The sequence below is a fragment of the Glycomyces dulcitolivorans genome (assembly GCF_003265355.1).
In the GTDB taxonomy this organism is placed as follows: Bacteria; Actinomycetota; Actinomycetes; order Mycobacteriales; family Micromonosporaceae; genus Glycomyces; species Glycomyces dulcitolivorans.
Map to the genome: position 1 here is coordinate 1 of NZ_QFRW01000277.1, position 17,571 is coordinate 17,571.

The following is a 17,571-nucleotide window of genomic DNA, read 5'->3' on the forward strand; positions in this document are numbered from 1 at the left end:
CCGGCGGCCTCGGCGTCCCGGGCGAACGCGGCCGCCTGCGCGGTGCCGAGCCCGGCGGGCGCGACGATCGGGACGGCCCCGGCGGACTCGTCGACGGCGGCCCGCACGACCTGCGCGGTCTCCTCGGGCGTGAGCGAGAAGAACTCGCCGGTCCCGCCCGCGGCGAACAGCCCGGCCGCCGGGAAGGTGGCCAGGTGGGCCAGGTTCTCGCGGTAGGCCGCCTCGTCGAACGACAGGTCGTCGCGGAAGTGCGTGACCGGGAAGGACAGCAGTCCGGAGCCGAGGGCCGTCTGGATCTCCGAGGGGGCGAATCGGGTCATTCGGGGGGCACTCCTGAGGTCGTAGGGATGGGAAGACCTTAGGAGCCGGGAGCGATACCCGTCAAAGACCAATTCGACATAAGGCGATACCTTGAAGGTATGAGCGATGGTACTTACACCCTCGACCAGCTGCGGGGCTTCGTGGCGGTCGCCGAGGAGGGCCACTTCGGGCGGGCCGCGGTCCGCCTCCACATGACGCAGCCGCCGCTGAGCCGCCAGATCCAGCGCCTGGAGCGCACCATCGGCTTCTCGCTGTTCACCCGCAGCCAGTTCGGCGCCGATTTGACCCCGGCGGGCCGGGTGTTCCTCGACGAGGCCCGCCGCCTCCTCACGGCCGCCGACATCGCCCCGCTGCGCGCCCGCCGCGTCGCGGCAGGGACGGCGGGCACGATCCGGATCGGCTTCACCGCGGTCTCGGCCCTGACGGTCCTCGGCGAGTGGATCAAGACGGCCGCCGCCGAACTCCCCGAGGTCGACCTCGTCCTCAGCGAAATGGTCACCCACGCCCAGCTGGACGCGCTCCTGGCGGGCGAACTGGAGGTGGGCCTGGTTCGCCAAGTCCCCCGCTCAGAGATCCTGGATTCACGCCTGGTGGCGACAGACTCGCTCGTCCTAGCGGCCCCCAGGAACCACCCGCTGACACATCTGGGTCAGGCCCCCTCGCTGGCCGACATAGGCGAGCACGACGTGGTGACCTACTCCCCCTCCGAGGCCTGGTACTTCTACGAACTGGTCGTCGCCGCGTTCCAGCACGCCCGCGTCAAACCCCGCTACGTGCAGCACATCAGCCAGGTCCACACCGTCGCAGCGGTCGTCAACGCCGGACTCGGCGTGGCACTGGTCCCCAGCTCCGCTGCAACCCTGGGCCTCCCCAACCTCGCCTTCCTAGAGATCGCCGACATGCCGAGGGACACGGTGGAGCTCTTCTGCACCTGGCGGACCACCCACGACAACCCGGCCCTCACCGCACTCCTCCAACGCGTCTGACCGCTTCAAACGGTATGGCGCCGAAGACGATCCCCATGGGAGCATGGAGTGAGGGGGTCGTCGCTCAACGCTGCACGGAGCCGCCGCATGGTCTACCGAATCCTGGCCGACATCACGATGACAGTCCACTTCCTGTTCCTCGCATACGTCGTCGTGGGCGGCTTCCTGGCCTGGCGCTGGCCCCGGACCTGGTTCATCCACGCCGGGGTAGCCGTCTACGGCACCTTCAACGGGATCATCAAGTTCGTCTGCCCCCTGACCCCCGTCGAGAACCACTTCCGCCTCAAGGCCGGCCAGTCCGGCCTGAAACCGGCCGGATTCGTCGACACCTACCTCAACGACGTGGTCTACCCCGCCGAGCACTGGCCCGAAGTCCAGCTCATCGCGGCCGCGGTCGTGGCCGTCTCCTGGATCGGCCTGGCCGTGCTCGTGCGCCGCAGGCGCCTGGCGAACGCCGACGCAGCGCCGTAGATCATCCCTCGGCCGACCCGCGCGGAACGTGAGAACGCAGGCAGGGTTCGATTGCCCGATGAGCTTTCGAATCGAGGAACTTGACTCGCGCCCCTCTCCGATGGGCGAGATCAGCCTGCGGCGCCGGTACGACACGACGGCGCAGAGCGAGGTCTACGAGGTCAAGCTCGGCGACGAGTTCCTCATGTCGAGCCTGTTCCCGGTCGCGGAGATCGAACTCGCCCGCCTCGGCCTGGCCCGCACCCCCGGCTCCGGCCTCGACGTCATCGTCGGCGGCCTCGGCCTGGGCTACACCGCCCACGCGGCCCTCGAAGACCCCCGCATCGACATCGTCACGGTCGTCGAGTACTCCGAAGCGGTCATCGACTGGCACCGCCGCGACCTGATCCCCGACACCGAGGGCCTCGCCACCGACCCGCGAATCCGCTTGTCCCACAACGACTTCTTCGCCGCCGCGATGAGCGAAGCGGGCTTCCACCCGAACGAGCCCGACCGCCGCTACGACGCGGTCCTCCTCGACATCGACCACACCCCCCGCCACGTCCTCCACTCCCCGCACGCCGCGTTCTACACCGTCGAGGGCCTCCGCGCGGTCTCCGCCCACCTCCGCGAGGGCGGCTGCTTCGCGATGTGGTCGGACGACCCGGCCGAAGACGAGTTCATGGCCGCCCTAGCCGAGGTCTTCACCCACGTCGAGAACCGCGAGATCTGGTTCGACAACCCCTACACCGGCGGCCAGTCCTCCAACTCCATCTACCTCGCCACCAAGCCCTGACCCACCATTTCACCCAAATCCCGATAAACTGGCGGTCGGTAACCCCGACCTTCCGCCGGAGCGCCCTTGCCCTCGATCGACACCCTCATCACCGCCCTCCGCACCAACATCGACCAAGTCCGCGACCTCATCACAGGAATCGCGGCAACCCGCGAACAGGCAACCGCCGTACGCGACCAGATTGGCGCCCTGGGCATCCAGAACAGTGCGGCCCAAGCGGCCACAACGGTCGACAAGCTAGAAGAAGGCCAAGCCCAGGCCGCTGCGCTCTCCGACAAACTGGAGGCGGCCCTCGCAGCGGCAGAAGCCGCACGAACAGGTGCAGGCGGAAAGTCAAGCAGCGGAAGCGGCCCATCCGGACCGCCGCCGACTGCGCCGGAACCACCGATACATGCCGACTATCCACGCGACTTGCCCCACCCGATCAGCTGGTCAGATCTCCGTCATGTCTGCCACGGAGACGAGGACGACATAGAGAAGGGCGGCCATCTCTCCGGCACCGGGCGGCCGAACAAACGGGAGTTCCCGCCGGGCTGGGGCGAGGAGGATGTGCGAGAGGCACTGGAATCAGTTGCAGCTCGGCCTGAGTCGGCCCAGCCGCGCGAAGGCAGGTGGTGGGTCAAAGGCACCCATAGAGGTATCACAATCAGAGTGGTGGTCCGGTCTGATGGCAGCATCGATGCAGGTTGGCCCATCAGCGGCCCGGGAGTGATAATGAATCCAAGGCGGAGGTACTGAGTATGGAGCAGTGGGAGTTCTATGAACGCATCGATCAGTTGGCCAGCCAACTGTCGCCGCGTGCTCCTCAGACTCAAATAGACATATTCGATCCTGAAGAGTGGGGAGGGGAATATACGTACATGCTTGCGAGCATGGTTTGGGTGGTGGTCACGAGTCCGATCCCGCTCTCAGCGGAAGAACTGTCGGAGCTGCGAGCCTTGGCGGCCTATCCCAAGGATGGCGCAAAACTCCTCGCCAACCTGGAGCAGGTCGAGCCGACTCTGAGGAAGCCCTAGCCGTTGAAGTCGAACTCGCCGTCTTTGGCGCCGGCAAGGAAGGCATCCCACTCGGCCCGGGTGTAGACGATCACCGAGCCCTCGGGGTGATGCGAGTGTCGCACCGCGACCCGGCCCGAGCCATCGGCCAGCGAACCGGCCTCCACACACTGACCGCTGCCGCTGGTGCTGCGAGAGCTCTTCCGCCAGGCGATTCCAGCGAGCTCACCCACCGAGAGCTGCTGATTGGTGCTCATCGAATCTCCTTCAACCGGTCAGCGATCAAGTCCGCTGACTGCTTCTCCGATAGTGCCGATCGTTCAAGATCCTGCCACACTGCTTCGAAGGTGCTGGTTCTGGGCGCTTCGACATAGAGGCCCCCAGCGCGGGTCTCAACATGACCGACCGCGGCATACGGTTCCGGCAGTTCATAGAGCATGAAGCTCCCATCGGACCCTTTGTGCGGTCCGGATTCCTCGGTTATGACCCGGATCGAAATCGCTTCGCGCTCACCGATTTCAAGCAGATGCGCGAGCTGGGCGCGCATGACCTCCGCGGACCCGGTGATGCGCTTCAGAACCGACACCTCGAAGATCGCCTCGATCCGCGGAGGGTTCTCGGACTCCAGGATCTGCTGGCGGTCCATCCGAAGGTCGGTCCACCTGGCGATCTGTTCCGGCGTGTCCTCCTCGTATTGCAGCTGGTCGATGACAGCCATCGCATAGTCGCGTGTCTGGAACAGGCCGTAGACCAAATAGTGCTGGTAGGCGAGGATGCGGTCTGCTCGGCTCTCCAGCCAGGGCACATTGATGAAGTCCTTGCCGAAGTCATCCTTGTGACTGTCCCACCAGTCCCGCTGCCAGGCGTCTTCGCAGATCTGCTCCAGGTCGGCGCGCATCTTGGGGTCCGAGACGTCGTACAGGGTCATGAGTGCGACCAAGTCGGCCCGGCGGAGCGGGTACTCGCCGTTTTCATAGCGGCTCATGGTGCTTGCATCGCGTTGCAGGTACTCCCCTGCCACTCGGAGCGACATCTTCTTGGCGGTGCGCAGCTCTCGAAGCTTCTCTCCAAGCCACTGCGAGCGGAGCGAGGGGCCAGGGCCGGTGATGATCGCCATCGATTCTCCAATCTTCTGTCGGAGAGCCGACAGAAAAATCCTGCCCGATCGAGCGAGGCAATATTGCCCTGCTCGATGGTGTGTGCCATGATACCAATCAGCATGAGAAGCTCAGCGCGGGACTCTGGGGATGAGGTTCGCGGAGGCAGACATTTCATGCGCTCCACCAGAAGCAGCCGGGGCGGGTCCATCAGTTTGCAGACCTTGTTCCCGCCCCGGCCTTACAGACATCGGAGGCGAATCCGTGTCCAGACCCATTGTTGCGCATGCGCCCGACAATCCCAACCGCGATCGTCGCGGGCAGGACCCCCTCTTCCGGGGGACCTTCCGCGACGCTCAAAACCAGTTCACCGTCCGGGCCTCCAGTGGCACCGCACCGGACTCGTTCCAGGTCGCGGTCGCCGAGAATCCGGCCGACCTCGTCCTGATCGTTTCCGGCCTGACCTCCGGGCAGTTGCATGCCACCTGGGGACAGGACTGGCGGGGCTTCGCGCCCGAATGGAAGGCCTGGTTCGAAGACTCCGCCTTCGGCGTCTTCTACAACGGCCGTGCCATCGACAACCGGCCCCGGCCCGGGCAGGTGCGATTCTGTGAAGGCTGACCAACCGACCGCCGAATCGCATCCGGACTCCGACGGGTGGCTCGGGGACTTCCGCCGCGGCCCTGCCGTGTTCTCCCTCTACCGGGAGCCCGCGCACCCGCTGGCGCCAGCGGAGTACCGGATCGAGTGCAACGACGGCGCCGGGCCCCGGGTGATCTGCCGCTTCGTCGACCAACCCGACACCGTCCCCGAATGGGTCACCGCCTGGAGCGGCGACGAATGGTGCGAGTGGATCCTCGAACAGGCCCGCCGCCTCATCGCCGAACCCGAGAACACCTGAACGCATGCGAGTGGGGTGGGGCGATCCTTCGGATCGCCCCACCCCACTTCACTCGCTTGTCTCGCATGCCGTATCGAACTCGGTCTAGTCGCGGCCGACCCAGGTGGCGAGGTCGACCTCGTTGCCCTCGGGGTCGGCGAGCGTCCAGTGCATCGGGGCGAACCGGTCTGAGACGAGCGTGCCCCCGGCGGCCAGCGCCGCGGCCACCCGGGCCTCCGCCTGCTCGTGCGGAACGCCGACGTCGATGTGGATGCGGTTGCGACCCTCCCGCATGACGTCCATCTGCTGCACGTAGACCGGCGGGTACAGCTCGTCCGGGTCGCCGATGTCGGAGTCGCCGACCATCTCGTAGCCGAGCACGGCGCACCAGAACGCCCGGACCTTGTCCACGTCGAGGGCGTCGAGCGCGAACTCCCAGGTGCGGGTGGCACCGGGGTCGGCCCGGACGCCTAGTGCCTCCGCCGCGGCGGAGATCTGCCGGGCCAGGTCGAGGTCGGCGTCGGTCAGGGACCAGCGGTCCTTGGTGACCAGGCGGACCTCCAGCACCTTGGAGCGAAGGTTCAGGTCCGGGTGGTGTCCGGCCGCCTCGGCGAGTCGGCCGATCTCGGCGACGAGCCGCACGCCGGTGGCGAAGTCGCCCGTGCGATAGAGCGCGAACGCCACCGACCACAGCACCCGCCAGTCGTCGACGCCGTCGGCGTCGTGGAACTGCTTGGGAGTGATGGAAACCGTCATGGCGTCAGTCTAGGCAAGCCCACCGACATGCCCGTCCGTTCGGCGAGCTGGGCGCAACACCAGGGAGACCGGCCGAAGGCGAACGCACTTCACGCCTTCGCGTCGGCTCCGAAAGGGACCGGAGGGTCCCGCTACATGATGAAGGAGTCCGCCGCCAGGGCCAGGAACAGCAGCGTCAGGTAGCTGGTGGACCAGTGGAAGAGGCGCATCGGCTTGGGGTCCTCGCCGCGGTTGACGCGGCCGAGGAGCTTGTGGCATTCGAGGACGAAGAGGGCGCCGGTGACGAGGGCGACGGAGCCGTAGAGCCAGGTGGCGCCCAAAGGCACGGCCACCAGGGAGACGGCGAGCATCGCCCAGCCGTAGGCGACCGACTCGATGGCGACGCGGCGGGCGGGGGCGACGACGGGGAGCATCGGGATGCCCGCGGCGGCGTAGTCGTCCTTGAACTTCATCGCGAGGACGTAGAAGTGCGGGGGCTGCCACAGGAACACGACGGCGAACAGGACCCAGGCCATCCAGGACATGTGACCGGTGACCGCGGCCCAGCCGATGAGGACCGGGGCCGCGCCGCAGGCGCCGCCCCAGACCGTGTTGTACGGCGTGGTGCGCTTGAGCCAGATCGTGTAGACGACGTCGTAGTAGACGATCGCGCCGAAGGTCAGGAGCGCGGCGAGCCAGTTGACGAGGAGGCCCATGCCCAGGACCGCGACGGCGCCGATGACGAGGCCGAAGACCAGGGCGTTGCGCGGGGGGATCTGGTGCTTGGCGAGCGGGCGGCGCGAGGTGCGGCGCATGAGCTGGTCGATGTCGCGGTCGATGTAGCAGTTGATCGCGTTGGCCGACCCGGCGGCGAGCGCGCCGCCGATGAGGGTCGCCAGGACCGCGGTCAGCGACGGGAGCGCGTCGAACTCCATGCGCGCGGCCACGAGCATGGCCGGGATGGTGGTGATGAGGAGCAGCTCCACGATCCGCGGCTTCGTCAGGGAGACGTACGCGCCGATGAGGGAGCGCAGGCCCGGCCGGGCCGCTTCGGCGGCTTCGGGATCGGGCAGTTCGATTCGCTTGCGGGCGGGCCGGGGGGTGTCGGCGACGGCCTGGGTCGGGTCCTCGTTCATCACCGCCCACAGTACGGGCGGTGAGGTTGTGACCCGGCCGCGGGTCGGGGGCCCCTAGCAGGCGCTTTCCAATGCGAGACTGGCTCGTGGGCGGGTTCACAACGCATGGAATTCCGCCTCCCGAGAGACTGCGCATAAAGTTCACCGCGTGTAGGTAGGGTCAGAAGGCACACGTCAAAGGCCCAAATACGACGAGTACCAAGGAGTATCGCAGTGGCACAGTTCGAGTGGACCGAGCTCGATCGGCAGGCGGTTGACACGGCGCGGCTGCTCGCCGCCGACGCGGTCGAGAAGGCCGGCAACGGGCACCCCGGCACCGCCATGAGCCTCGCCCCCGTGGCGCACACCCTGTTCCAGAAGGTCATGCGGCACGACCCGAGCGACCCGCACTGGGAGGGCCGCGACCGGTTCGTGCTCTCGTGCGGCCACTCCAGCCTGACGCTGTACGTCCAGCTGTACCTCGCCGGGTACGGCCTGGAGCTGGAGGACCTGAAGAGCCTGCGCCAGTGGGGCTCCCTGACCCCGGGCCACCCCGAGGTGGGCCACACCGCGGGCGTTGAGACCACGACCGGTCCGCTCGGCCAGGGCCTGGCCACCGCGGTCGGCATGGCGATGGCGGCCCGCCGCGAGCGCGGCCTGTTCGACCCCGAGCCCGCGCAGGGCGAGAGCCTGTTCGACCACTTCGTGTACGTCATCGCCTCCGACGGCGACATCGAGGAGGGCGTCACGCACGAGGCCTCCGCGATCGCGGGCGTGCAGGAGCTGGGCAACCTCGTCGTCGTCTACGACGACAACGAGATCTCCATCGAGGACGACACCAAGATCGCCCTCGGCGAGGACGTCGCCAAGCGCTACGAGGCCTACGGCTGGCACGTGCAGGACGTGGACTGGCGCCACGGCGACGAGTACAAGGAGGACCCCAAGGCCCTCTTCGAGGCCATCGAGAAGGCCAAGGCCGTTACCGGCAAGCCCTCCCTGATCCGCCTCAAGACCATCATCGGCTGGCCCGCCCCCAAGAAGCAGAACTCGTACGCCGCGCACGGCTCCGCGCTCGGCGCCGACGAGATCGCCGCGACCAAGGAGATCCTCGGCTTCCCCGCCGACCAGTCCTTCTACGTCTCCGACGAGGTTCTCGCTCACACCCGCGGCGCCGTGGCGCGCGGGCACGAGGACCACTCCGCGTGGCGCACCGACTTCAACAACTGGGCCGCCGCGAACCCCGAGAAGAAGGCCCTGCACGACCGCCTGTGGGCGGGCGAGTTCCCCGAGGGCTTCGAGGACGCGTTCCCCGCGTTCGAGCCGTCCGCCAAGGGCGTCGCCACCCGCTCGGCCTCCGGCAAGGTCCTCTCGGCGCTCGCGCCGGTCCTGCCCGAGCTGTGGGGCGGCTCGGCCGACCTCGCCGGCTCGAACAACACCACCATGGACGGCGAGCCGTCGTTCCTGCCGCTGTCGCGCCAGACCAAGGCGTACCCCGGCAACCCGTACGGCCGGACCCTCCACTTCGGCATCCGCGAGTTCGCGATGGGCACGATCCTCAACGGCATCAAGCTCCACGGCCCGACCCGCCCCTACGGCGGGACGTTCCTCGTGTTCTCCGACTACATGCGCGGCGCGGTGCGCCTGGCGGCCCTCATGAAGACCCCGGTCGTGTACGTGTGGACGCACGACTCGATCGGCCTCGGCGAGGACGGCCCGACCCACCAGCCGGTCGAGCACCTCGCGGCCCTGCGCGCGATCCCGGGCCTGGACGTCATCCGCCCCGGCGACGCGAACGAGACCGCCGTGGTCTGGAAGACCCTCCTCGGCAAGACCGACCGCCCGGCCGCGCTGGCGCTGACCCGCCAGAACATCCCGGTGTGGGACCGCACGAAGTTCGAGTCCGCCGAGGGCGCCGCGAAGGGCGCGTACACGCTGCTCGACACCGAGGGCACCCCCGACGTGATCCTGCTCGGCTCCGGCTCCGAGGTCCAGCTGGCCGTCCAGGCCGCCGAGACCCTCGCGGGCGAGGGCGTCAAGGCCCGCGTCGTGTCCGTCCCGTCCATCGAGTGGTTCGAGGAGCAGGACGAGGCCTACAAGGAGTCCGTGCTGCCGAAGGCCGTCAAGGCCCGCGTCTCGGTCGAGGCCGGCATCGCCCTGTCGTGGCGGGGCCTGGTGGGTGACGCGGGAGTCAGCGTCTCCCTGGAACACTTCGGTGCCTCCGCGCCGTTCGAGAAGTTGTACGAGGAGTTCGGGATCACCGCCGCCGCCGTCGCGGACGCGGCCCGCTCCTCCATCAAGAAGGCACAGCAGTAATACAACTGAACTAAGCGGATCAGAAAACTAGCTGGAATAGCTGGAGGAAACCGATGAGCGCGAACGAGAACCTCGCGGGCCTGTCGGCCGCCGGAGTGTCGGTCTGGCTCGACGACATCTCGCGCGACCGCCTGGAAACGGGCAACCTGAAGGAACTCATCGCCGAGGCGTCCGTCTCGGGCGTCACGTCGAACCCGTCAATCTTCGCCGCCGCCATCACCAAGGGCAGCGGCTACGACGAGCAGATCGCCGACCTGGCGGTCCGCAAAGTGAGCGTCGACGAGGCCGCTCGCGCCATCACCACCTACGACATCCGCTGGGCCGCAGACGTCCTGGCCCCGGTCTTCGAGAACACCGGGGGCCAGGACGGCCGCGTCTCCATCGAGGTCGACCCGCGGCTCGCCCACGACACCAAGGCGACCATCGCCGAGGCCAAGGCCCTGTGGTGGGCCGTGGACCGGCCGAACACGCTGATCAAGATCCCGGCCACCGAGGCCGGGCTCCCCGCCATCACCGCGGCGATCAGCGCCGGCATCAGCGTGAACGTGACGCTGATCTTCTCCCTGGAGCGCTACCGCGGCGTCATGGACGCCTACATGGCGGGCCTGGAGGGCGCCAAGGCCGCCGGGCACGACCTCTCGCAGATCCGCTCGGTCGCCTCGTTCTTCGTGTCCCGCGTGGACTCCGAGATCGACAAGCGCCTCGACGCGGTCGGCACCGACGAGGCCAAGGCCCTCAAGGGCAAGGCCGCCGTCGCCAACGCGCGCCTGGCGTACCAGGAGTTCGAGAACGCCTTCGCGTCCCCGCGCTGGGAGGCGCTCGCGCAGGCCGGGGCCGTCCCGCAGCGCCCGCTATGGGCCTCCACCTCGGTGAAGAACCCCGACTACCGCGACGTCCTCTACGTCGAGGACCTCATCGCCCCCGGCACGGTCAACACCATGCCCGAGGGCACCATCCACGACTTCGCCGACCACGGCGAGGTCGAAGCCGACACCATCCGGCCGTTCTACGCCGACGCGGCGACCGTGATGCTCCACCTGGAGCGCCTCGGCATCGACTACGCCGACGTCGTGAAGGTCCTGGAGGACGAGGGCGTGGAGAAGTTCATCGTCAGCTGGAACCAGCTGCTGGAGCAGATCGAGTCCAAGCTCGAGACGAGCGGAGAACAGAAGTGAGCGAGCCGATGGGCAAGATGGAAGCCGCCGGAGGCCTCGCGGTCACCACCGGCGTCGACGTGAACGCCGGCGTCGAGCGCCTCAAGGCCGAGGGCGTCCCGGCCAAGGTCGCCGCCAAGGACGCCACCCTGTGGGGCCCCGAGGCTGAGGAAGAAGCGTCGATCCGCCTCGGCTGGGTCGACACCTTCGTCAAGTCGAAGGAGCTCGTCGCGCCGCTCGCGAAGCTCCGCGCCGAACTCGCCGAACAGGGCATCGACCACGTCGCCCTGTGCGGCATGGGCGGGTCCTCGCTCGCCCCCGAGGTCATCTCGCGCACGCTCGACCTGGGCATCAGCATCCTCGACACCACCGACCCCGGCCAGATCGTGGCCGAGCTCGGCGAGGCGTCCCTGCTGCGCACCGTCGTCGTCGTGTCCTCCAAGTCCGGGTCCACCGTGGAGACCGACTCCCAGCGGCGCGCCTTCGAGGCCGCGTTCAAGGGCGTCGGCGTCGAGGACTCGACCGGGCGGTTCGTGTTCGTCACCGACCCCGGCTCCGAACTGGAGAAGCTCGCGAACGCGCAGGGCTCGCACCTGTTCCTCGCCGACGCCACCGTGGGCGGGCGCTACTCGGCGCTGACCGCGTTCGGGCTCGTCCCGACCGCGCTCGCGGGCGCCGACATCGCCGAGCTCATCGAGCAGGCCGAGGAGTTCGCGACCACCATCGGCGGCGACGGGGACGACCCGGCCGTCGTGCTCGGCGCGGTCATCGCGGCCAAGCCGACGATCACCATCGCCGACGACGGCACCGGCATCGTGGGCCTGGGCGACTGGGCCGAGCAGCTCATCGCCGAGTCCCTCGGCAAGGACGGCAAGGGCACGCTCCCGGTCGTCCTCGAAGGACCGGCCGCCGCCGGCGCCCGCGGCTCCGACCGCGTGTACGCCACCGTCGGCGGCTCCTCGACGGGCCTGCCGACCGGCTCGGCCCTGGCGATGCCCGACGTGGTCGTCAACGGCCCGCTCGGCGCGCAGTTCCTCGCGTGGGAGCTCGCGACCGCCTACGCCGGCTACCTGATCGGGATCGACCCGTTCAACCAGCCGAACGTGACCGAGTCGAAGAACAACACCAACCGCATCCTCAAGGACGGCCTCCCGGACGAGCGTCCGCACGCCGTCGACGGCGCCGTGGAGATCTACGGGTCGCACGCCGACACCGTCGCGGGCGCGCTCGGCGAGCTGCTGACGAACGCCGACTCCGAGGGCGCGTACATCGCCGTCCTGGCCTACCTCGACCGGATCGACGACGCCGAGGTCGCGAAGCTGCGCGCCGGCCTGGCCGAGCGCACCGGCGCGCCCGTCACGTGGGGCTGGGGACCGCGGTTCCTGCACTCCACCGGCCAGTTCCACAAGGGCGGCCGCCAGACCGGCGTGTTCCTCCAGCTCACCGGCGCGGTCGGCGAGGACCTCCTCATCCCCGACCGCGAGTTCACCTTCGCCGGCCTCCAGGCCGCGCAGGCCGCCGGGGACCGCGAGGCGCTCCAGTCGCGCGAGCGCCCGCTCGTGCGCCTGCACCTGACCGACCGCAAGCGCGGGATCAACCAGCTGGTCCACGCTTTGAGGGAGCTGAGCTAGATGGGTGCCGAACACCTGCCCTCCAACCCGCTCCGCGACCCGGCCGACCGGCGCCTGCCGCGCATCCCCGAGCCGTGCGCTCTGGTGATCTTCGGCGTCACCGGCGACCTCGCGAAGAAGAAGCTCATCCCCGCGATCTACGACCTCGCCAACCGGGGCCTGCTCCCGGCGTCGTTCGTGATCGTGGGCTTCGCCCGCCGCGACTGGGGCGACGAGACGTTCGAGGAGATGTCCCGCGAGGCGGCCAAGGCCCACGCGCGCACCCCGTGGCGCGAAGAGGTCTGGGCCCGCCTGGCCGGCAACTTCAAGTTCGTGCAGGGCGCGTTCGACGACGACGCCGCGTTCGACCGCCTCGACGCGGTCGTCGACGAGCTGCGCGAGACGAACGGCATCGCCGGCAACGCGGCGTTCTACTTCTCGATCCCGCCGCTGGCGTTCCCGACCGTGCTCAAGCAGCTCAAGCGGACCGGCATGTCCGACAACCGCCAGGACGGCGGCGGCTGGCGCCGCGTCGTGGTCGAGAAGCCCTTCGGCGAGGACCGCGCGTCCGCGAAGGAGCTCAACGAGCTCGTCGACACGGTGTTCACCGCGCCCGACGTGTTCCGCATCGACCACTACCTCGGCAAGGAGACGGTGCAGAACATCTTCGCGCTGCGCTTCGCGAACGCCATGTTCGAGCCGATCTGGAACTCCAACTACGTCGACCACGTGCAGATCACGATGGCCGAGGACGTCGGCATCGGCTCGCGCGCCGGGTTCTACGACGACAACGGCGCCGCCCGCGACGTCCTCCAGAACCACGTGCTCCAGCTCCTCGCGATCGCCGCGATGGAGCAGCCCAACGGGTTCGTGGCCGAGGAGATCCGCGTCGAGAAGCTGAAGGTCCTGCGGGCCATCAAGCTCCACGACGACCTGGAGGCGACCGCGATCCGCGGCCAGTACACCGACGGCTGGGTGCAGGGCCGCCCCGTCCAGGGCTACCTGTCCGAGGACAACATCCCGCAGTCCTCCACCACGGAGACCTACGCGGCGGTGCAGATCGGCATCCAGAACCGGCGCTGGAACGGCGTCCCGTTCTACCTGCGCACCGGGAAGCGCCTTCCCAAGCGGGTCACGGAGATCGCGGTGGTCTTCAAGGAGGCCCCGCACATGCCGTTCGCCGACTACGACACCAAGACGCTCGGCAACAACCAGCTCGTCATCCGCGTGCAGCCCGACGAGGGCATCACCGTGAAGTTCGGCTCCAAGGTGCCGGGCACGGGCATGGAGCTGCGGGACATCTCGATGGGCTTCGGCTACGGCGAGACGTTCACCGAGTCGAGCCCCGAGGCGTACGAGCGGCTCATCCTGGACGTGCTCCTGGGCGACAAGACGCTGTTCCCGGACGCGCAGGAAGTGGACGCGTCCTGGGCCGTGGTCGACCCGCTGGAGGAGTACTGGGCGACGACCAAGCCCGAGCCGTACGAGTCCGGCACCTGGGGCCCGGCGGGCTCCGACCTCATGCTGCAATCGTCCGGCCGCCGCTGGCGCCGGGCGTAGAAGGAGTCCTGACATGCATCTGAAGGACACCACCACCGGCGACATCATGAAGGCCCTCGACGGGCTCCTCCACGAGGTCGGCGGCGGCTCCAGCCTCGCGCTCAACCTGGTGGCGCTGACCACCGAGGACGAGCGCGAAGAGGTCGAGAAGGCCGCGTCCGTCGCCGCGCAGGAGCACCCGTACCGCCTGATCATGGTGATCCCGCGGGACCTGGAGGCGACCGAGCCGCGCATCGACGCCGAAGTGACCGTGGGCGAGCGCCTCGGGTCCGCCGAGGCGATCATCCTGCGCCTCGACGGCCCGGCCGCCGCGCACCTGAGCTCGATCGTGCTGCCCATGCTGGCCTCCGACATCCCGGTGGTCACCTGGTGGCTGCTCGACCCGGTCCGCTACGGCCTGGAGCACGAGCTGCGCTCGTTCGCCGACCGCCGCATCACGTACTCGGCCCGCGCGGCCGACCCGGTGCGGTCGCTGTTCCGCCGCGCCGAGACCTACGTCAGCGGCGACACCGACATCTGCTGGACCCGCATCAGCCTGTGGCGCTCGCTCATCGCCAGCGCCTTCGACGGGGTCACGCAGTCGGTCGAGTCGATCACCATCAAGGCCGACGACGACGACCCGTCGGCGCAGCTCATGGCCGCGTGGCTCCACACGCGCCTGGGCGTGGCGCCCGAGGTGGTCGACACCGAGGTCGAGCGCAACTCCGAGCACCTGCCGGCGATCGCCTCCGTGGCGTTCACGATGTCCGGCGGGGAGACGATGGAGGTCGAGCGGCAGGCCGACGGGACCACGACCCTGCGCCAGGCGGGGCTGCCCAAGCGCCGCCAGACGCTCCAGGGCCGGACCCTCGGGCAGCTGCTGGCCGAGGAGCTGCGGCACATCGACCCCGACACGGCGTACCGCAAGGTCCTGGACACCTTCCAGGAGCACTACGAGGAGACCCGGGCATGAGCCGCTCCGCCGCCGTGATCGTCCACGAGGGCGCCGAGGTCCTGGCCGAGGCGGTCGCGTCGCGGCTGATCAACCGGCTCGCCGACGCGCAGGCGCAGCGGGGCGAGGCCTCGATCGTGCTCACCGGCGGCCGCATCGCGGCCCGGGTGTACCAGTACGTCCTGGAGTCGCCGATCCGCAGCGTCGTGGACTGGACGAAGGTCGACTTCTGGTGGGGCGACGAGCGGTTCCTGCCGTCCGGCGACCCCGAGCGGAACGAGACCCAGGCCCGCGCGGCGTTCCTCGACAAGCTCCTGCTCGACCCCGAGCGGGTGCACCCGATGGCGGCCTCGGACGTGGTCGCCACGCCCGAGGAGGCCGCGGCGCTGTACGCGGCCGAACTGGAGACCGCCGCCGGCGGTTCCGGGGTGCCCGCGTTCGACCTGCTGCTGTTGGGGATCGGCGAGGACGGCCACGTCGCCTCGCTGTTCCCGGGCAATCCGGCCCTTGAGGCGGCCGGTGCGGCCGTGGGGGTGCACGACTCCCCCAAGCCGCCGCCGGAGCGCGTCTCGCTGACGCTGGAGGCGATCAACACCGCAACGGCGGCGTGGATCATCGCCTCGGGTGAGGGCAAGGCCGAGGCCGTGGACGAGGCGCTCGCGAAGGGCGAACTCCCCGCGGGCCGCGTCAAGGCGACGGGTCACACTAGGTGGCTGGTCGACAAGGACGCGGCGGCGAAGCTGAAGCACCACTTGGACTTCTAGAACACGCGAGAGGGCCCGGATCATTCGATCCGGGCCCTCAGTGTTGTTCTCGTGGCCGCCGGCGCCGCTCGGGTGGTGGGACCCGTGTGGGATGCGGTGCGCCTGTTCACCCAACCAAGTGGACAGGAAGGGCGGCTCGGGAATGGTGAGTGACTAGAAGAGGGATCGCTCGCCGCGTGCGGCGGCTCTGGCGGCGAGGGCTTCGGCGAGGAGGTCTTCGGCCTCTTCTTCGCTGCGGCGCTCGCGGACGTAGTTCAGATGGGTCTTGTACGGTTTGGCGGTTCGTCGTTCCGGGGGATTGTCCTGGTCGGGGCCGGCGGGCCAGCCGCAGCAGGTGCAGTCCCATTCCTGCGGTACCTCCACGTACAGCGCGAATGGCAGTACCGTCTCGTGTCCGTTGGCGCACCAGTACTTCACGTTCTGCCGGGCGACCGGCTCGCCGCGTTCCGAGTGGAGACCCGGTATGGCGCCGATGCGGGTGCCGCGGATGGCGTGTCCGTTGGACATATGTGTGATCGCTCCTCACAGACAGGGGGATCTTCTGTGGATGTCGGCCGTGCGCGGCCACGGACCGGAGCGTCAACGGGAGGAAGACCGTGACTCCCCGAGGGCGTGGCCGTGGAGTCAGCGGCCGTGGCGGCTGGGGCACCGCACTGAGCAATTCTATGACGTAACGCACACAGTGGCAAGATGTCATGAATGGGGCTCGTCATGACACCAGGTCCTCCCGTACGGAAATATGCGAGTCCCGTTCCCGGTTGCAACTCGTACACCACTATACGAGTTGAACCGGAAGGAAGCACCGATCATGAAGCGCTCCAGGCAGTGGCAGCTGACCCGACGACCGCAGGGGGCGGCGACCGCCGAGGACTTCGCGCTCGTCGAGGCCGAGGTCCCGCCGCTCGGGCCCGGGCAGGTCGCCGTTCGCAACACCCACCTGTCGGTCGACCCGTACATGCGCGGGCGCATGGACGACAAGCCCTCGTACATCGCCCCGTTCGGCCTGGACGCGCCTCTGGAGGGCGCCGCGGTCGGCGTCGTGACCGAGTCCCGCGCCGAGGGCCTGGAGCCCGGGCAGGTGGTCGAGCACTTCCACGGCCTCCGCGAGGTCTCGGTCTTGGACGGCACGGCGGTCGCCCCTGTCTCGCTCGACGGGATCGCGGCGTCGGCGTACCTGGGACCGCTGGGGCCGACCGGGTTCACGGCCTGGCTGGGGACCACCGAGATCGCCCCGGTCCGCGAGGGCGACACCGTGTTCGTCACCGGCGCGGCCGGCGCCGTCGGCAGCCTCGCCGGGCAGATCGCCCGCCTCCGCGGAGCCGCACGGGTCATCGGCAGCGCGGGAGGACCCGAGAAGGTCCGGTACCTGGTCGACGAACTCGGCTTCGACGCCGCCTTCGACTACCGCAGCGCCGTCCCCGCCGAGCGGCTCGCGAGCCTGGCGCCTGACGGCATCGACGCGGTCTTCGACAACGTCGGCGGCCCGCAACTGGAGGCGGCGATCGGCCGGCTCCGCATCGGCGCGCGGATAGCCTTGTGCGGCATGGCGAGCCAGTACGACGGCCGCGAACCGTACGGGATCGCCAACCTGTTCGAGCTGACTACCAAGCGCGCGACCGCGCGGGGCTTCATCGTCAGCGACCACTTCGACCTCCTCGCGGCCTTCCGCAAGGAGGTCGGCGACTGGATGCGGGAGGGCCGACTGGTCCACCGCGAGTCGGTCTTCGACGGGATCGAACAGGTCCCTGAGGCGCTGCTGGGGCTGTTGCGCAGCGGCGCGTCGACCTCGGGGAAGGTCATCGTGCGGCTGGAAGTCTGAGGCAGGCGCACAGGAGGCCCCGACCGCTGCGCGGTCGGGGCCTCC

Annotated in this window: 20 protein-coding genes; 14 read left to right on the forward strand and 6 right to left on the reverse strand. The window is 69.0% G+C overall.

Annotation, left to right across the window (positions count from 1 at the left end):
• Positions 1 to 320: dihydrodipicolinate synthase family protein (locus DI269_RS18385; RefSeq protein ID WP_198667542.1), on the reverse strand; the 320-nt coding region annotated here is incomplete at its 3' end.
• A 99-nt stretch (positions 321 to 419) separates the two neighbouring features.
• Between DI269_RS18385 and DI269_RS18390 the strand changes: the two genes are divergently transcribed.
• From DI269_RS18390 to DI269_RS18410, 5 genes are all read left to right on the forward strand, one after another.
• The gene (locus tag DI269_RS18390; protein WP_112138510.1) at positions 420 to 1,307 is read left to right on the forward strand and encodes a LysR family transcriptional regulator; all 888 of its coding nucleotides are present in this window, start codon (positions 420 to 422) and stop codon (positions 1,305 to 1,307) included.
• A gap of 87 nt (positions 1,308 to 1,394) precedes the next feature.
• Positions 1,395 to 1,778, forward strand: a complete 384-nt coding sequence (locus DI269_RS18395; protein WP_112138512.1) for a DUF2784 domain-containing protein — start codon at positions 1,395 to 1,397, stop codon at positions 1,776 to 1,778.
• 58 nt (positions 1,779 to 1,836) lie between these two features.
• Positions 1,837 to 2,553, forward strand: a complete 717-nt coding sequence (locus DI269_RS18400; RefSeq protein ID WP_112138514.1) for a spermidine synthase — start codon at positions 1,837 to 1,839, stop codon at positions 2,551 to 2,553.
• A gap of 66 nt (positions 2,554 to 2,619) precedes the next feature.
• A complete protein-coding gene (locus DI269_RS18405) occupies positions 2,620 to 3,291 on the forward strand; it encodes an EndoU domain-containing protein (protein ID WP_112138516.1) in 672 nt (223 codons plus the stop codon).
• Between the two features lie 2 nt (positions 3,292 to 3,293).
• Positions 3,294 to 3,569: a hypothetical protein gene (locus DI269_RS18410; RefSeq protein WP_112138518.1), complete on the forward strand. Its 276-nt coding sequence runs from the start codon at positions 3,294 to 3,296 to the stop codon at positions 3,567 to 3,569.
• Here DI269_RS18410 and DI269_RS18415 read toward each other — a convergent pair.
• Both DI269_RS18415 and DI269_RS18420 read right to left on the reverse strand, forming a co-directional pair.
• Positions 3,566 to 3,781 carry a DUF397 domain-containing protein gene (locus DI269_RS18415; RefSeq protein ID WP_112138545.1) on the reverse strand — a complete coding sequence of 72 codons (216 nt, stop codon included), beginning with the start codon at positions 3,779 to 3,781 and terminating at the stop codon, positions 3,566 to 3,568. The genes DI269_RS18410 and DI269_RS18415 overlap by 4 nt on opposite strands.
• A 20-nt stretch (positions 3,782 to 3,801) precedes the next feature.
• Positions 3,802 to 4,665: a helix-turn-helix domain-containing protein gene (locus tag DI269_RS18420; protein WP_112138520.1), complete on the reverse strand. Its 864-nt coding sequence runs from the start codon at positions 4,663 to 4,665 to the stop codon at positions 3,802 to 3,804.
• Between the two features lie 244 nt (positions 4,666 to 4,909).
• On the opposite strand from DI269_RS18420, the gene DI269_RS18425 reads away from it, so the two are divergent.
• On the forward strand, positions 4,910 to 5,266 hold the full coding sequence (locus DI269_RS18425) for a hypothetical protein (protein WP_112138522.1): 357 nt from the start codon (positions 4,910 to 4,912) through the stop codon (positions 5,264 to 5,266).
• Positions 5,256 to 5,546 carry a hypothetical protein gene (locus DI269_RS18430; RefSeq protein WP_112138524.1) on the forward strand — a complete coding sequence of 97 codons (291 nt, stop codon included), beginning with the start codon at positions 5,256 to 5,258 and terminating at the stop codon, positions 5,544 to 5,546. Before DI269_RS18425 ends, DI269_RS18430 begins: the two co-directional genes overlap by 11 nt.
• Before the next feature lie 84 nt (positions 5,547 to 5,630).
• Here the strand turns inward: DI269_RS18430 and DI269_RS18435 are convergent, their stop codons facing one another.
• Together DI269_RS18435 and DI269_RS18440 are read right to left on the reverse strand one after the other, a co-directional pair.
• Positions 5,631 to 6,281 (reverse strand): VOC family protein, encoded by a 651-nt coding sequence (locus DI269_RS18435; protein ID WP_112138526.1) that lies wholly within the window; start codon positions 6,279 to 6,281, stop codon positions 5,631 to 5,633.
• Between the two features lie 131 nt (positions 6,282 to 6,412).
• Positions 6,413 to 7,396 carry a heme o synthase gene (locus DI269_RS18440; protein WP_112138528.1) on the reverse strand — a complete coding sequence of 328 codons (984 nt, stop codon included), beginning with the start codon at positions 7,394 to 7,396 and terminating at the stop codon, positions 6,413 to 6,415.
• A gap of 213 nt (positions 7,397 to 7,609) precedes the next feature.
• Between DI269_RS18440 and tkt the strand changes: the two genes are divergently transcribed.
• The 6 genes from tkt to pgl are packed head-to-tail and all read left to right on the forward strand — an operon-like array spanning position 7,610 to position 15,707.
• Complete coding sequence (gene tkt, locus DI269_RS18445) at positions 7,610 to 9,688, forward strand: transketolase (protein ID WP_232822808.1); 2,079 nt, start codon at positions 7,610 to 7,612, stop codon at positions 9,686 to 9,688.
• 53 nt (positions 9,689 to 9,741) lie between these two features.
• Positions 9,742 to 10,863 (forward strand): transaldolase, encoded by a 1,122-nt coding sequence (gene tal, locus DI269_RS18450; RefSeq protein ID WP_112138532.1) that lies wholly within the window; start codon positions 9,742 to 9,744, stop codon positions 10,861 to 10,863.
• Complete coding sequence (locus DI269_RS18455) at positions 10,860 to 12,473, forward strand: glucose-6-phosphate isomerase (RefSeq protein ID WP_112138534.1); 1,614 nt, start codon at positions 10,860 to 10,862, stop codon at positions 12,471 to 12,473. Before tal ends, DI269_RS18455 begins: the two co-directional genes overlap by 4 nt.
• Positions 12,474 to 14,012: a glucose-6-phosphate dehydrogenase gene (gene zwf / locus DI269_RS18460; RefSeq protein ID WP_112138536.1), complete on the forward strand. Its 1,539-nt coding sequence runs from the start codon at positions 12,474 to 12,476 to the stop codon at positions 14,010 to 14,012.
• A gap of 13 nt (positions 14,013 to 14,025) precedes the next feature.
• Positions 14,026 to 14,964 carry a glucose-6-phosphate dehydrogenase assembly protein OpcA gene (locus DI269_RS18465; RefSeq protein ID WP_112138538.1) on the forward strand — a complete coding sequence of 313 codons (939 nt, stop codon included), beginning with the start codon at positions 14,026 to 14,028 and terminating at the stop codon, positions 14,962 to 14,964.
• Positions 14,961 to 15,707 (forward strand): 6-phosphogluconolactonase, encoded by a 747-nt coding sequence (pgl, locus tag DI269_RS18470; protein WP_112138540.1) that lies wholly within the window; start codon positions 14,961 to 14,963, stop codon positions 15,705 to 15,707. Before DI269_RS18465 ends, pgl begins: the two co-directional genes overlap by 4 nt.
• 153 nt (positions 15,708 to 15,860) lie before the next feature.
• On the opposite strand, the gene DI269_RS18475 is transcribed toward pgl, so the two are convergent.
• A complete protein-coding gene (locus tag DI269_RS18475) occupies positions 15,861 to 16,214 on the reverse strand; it encodes an RNA polymerase-binding protein RbpA (RefSeq protein WP_112138542.1) in 354 nt (117 codons plus the stop codon).
• Between the two features lie 301 nt (positions 16,215 to 16,515).
• On the opposite strand from DI269_RS18475, the gene DI269_RS18480 reads away from it, so the two are divergent.
• Positions 16,516 to 17,526 carry an NADP-dependent oxidoreductase gene (locus DI269_RS18480; protein ID WP_112138544.1) on the forward strand — a complete coding sequence of 337 codons (1,011 nt, stop codon included), beginning with the start codon at positions 16,516 to 16,518 and terminating at the stop codon, positions 17,524 to 17,526.
• Positions 17,527 to 17,571 lie beyond the last annotated feature (45 nt).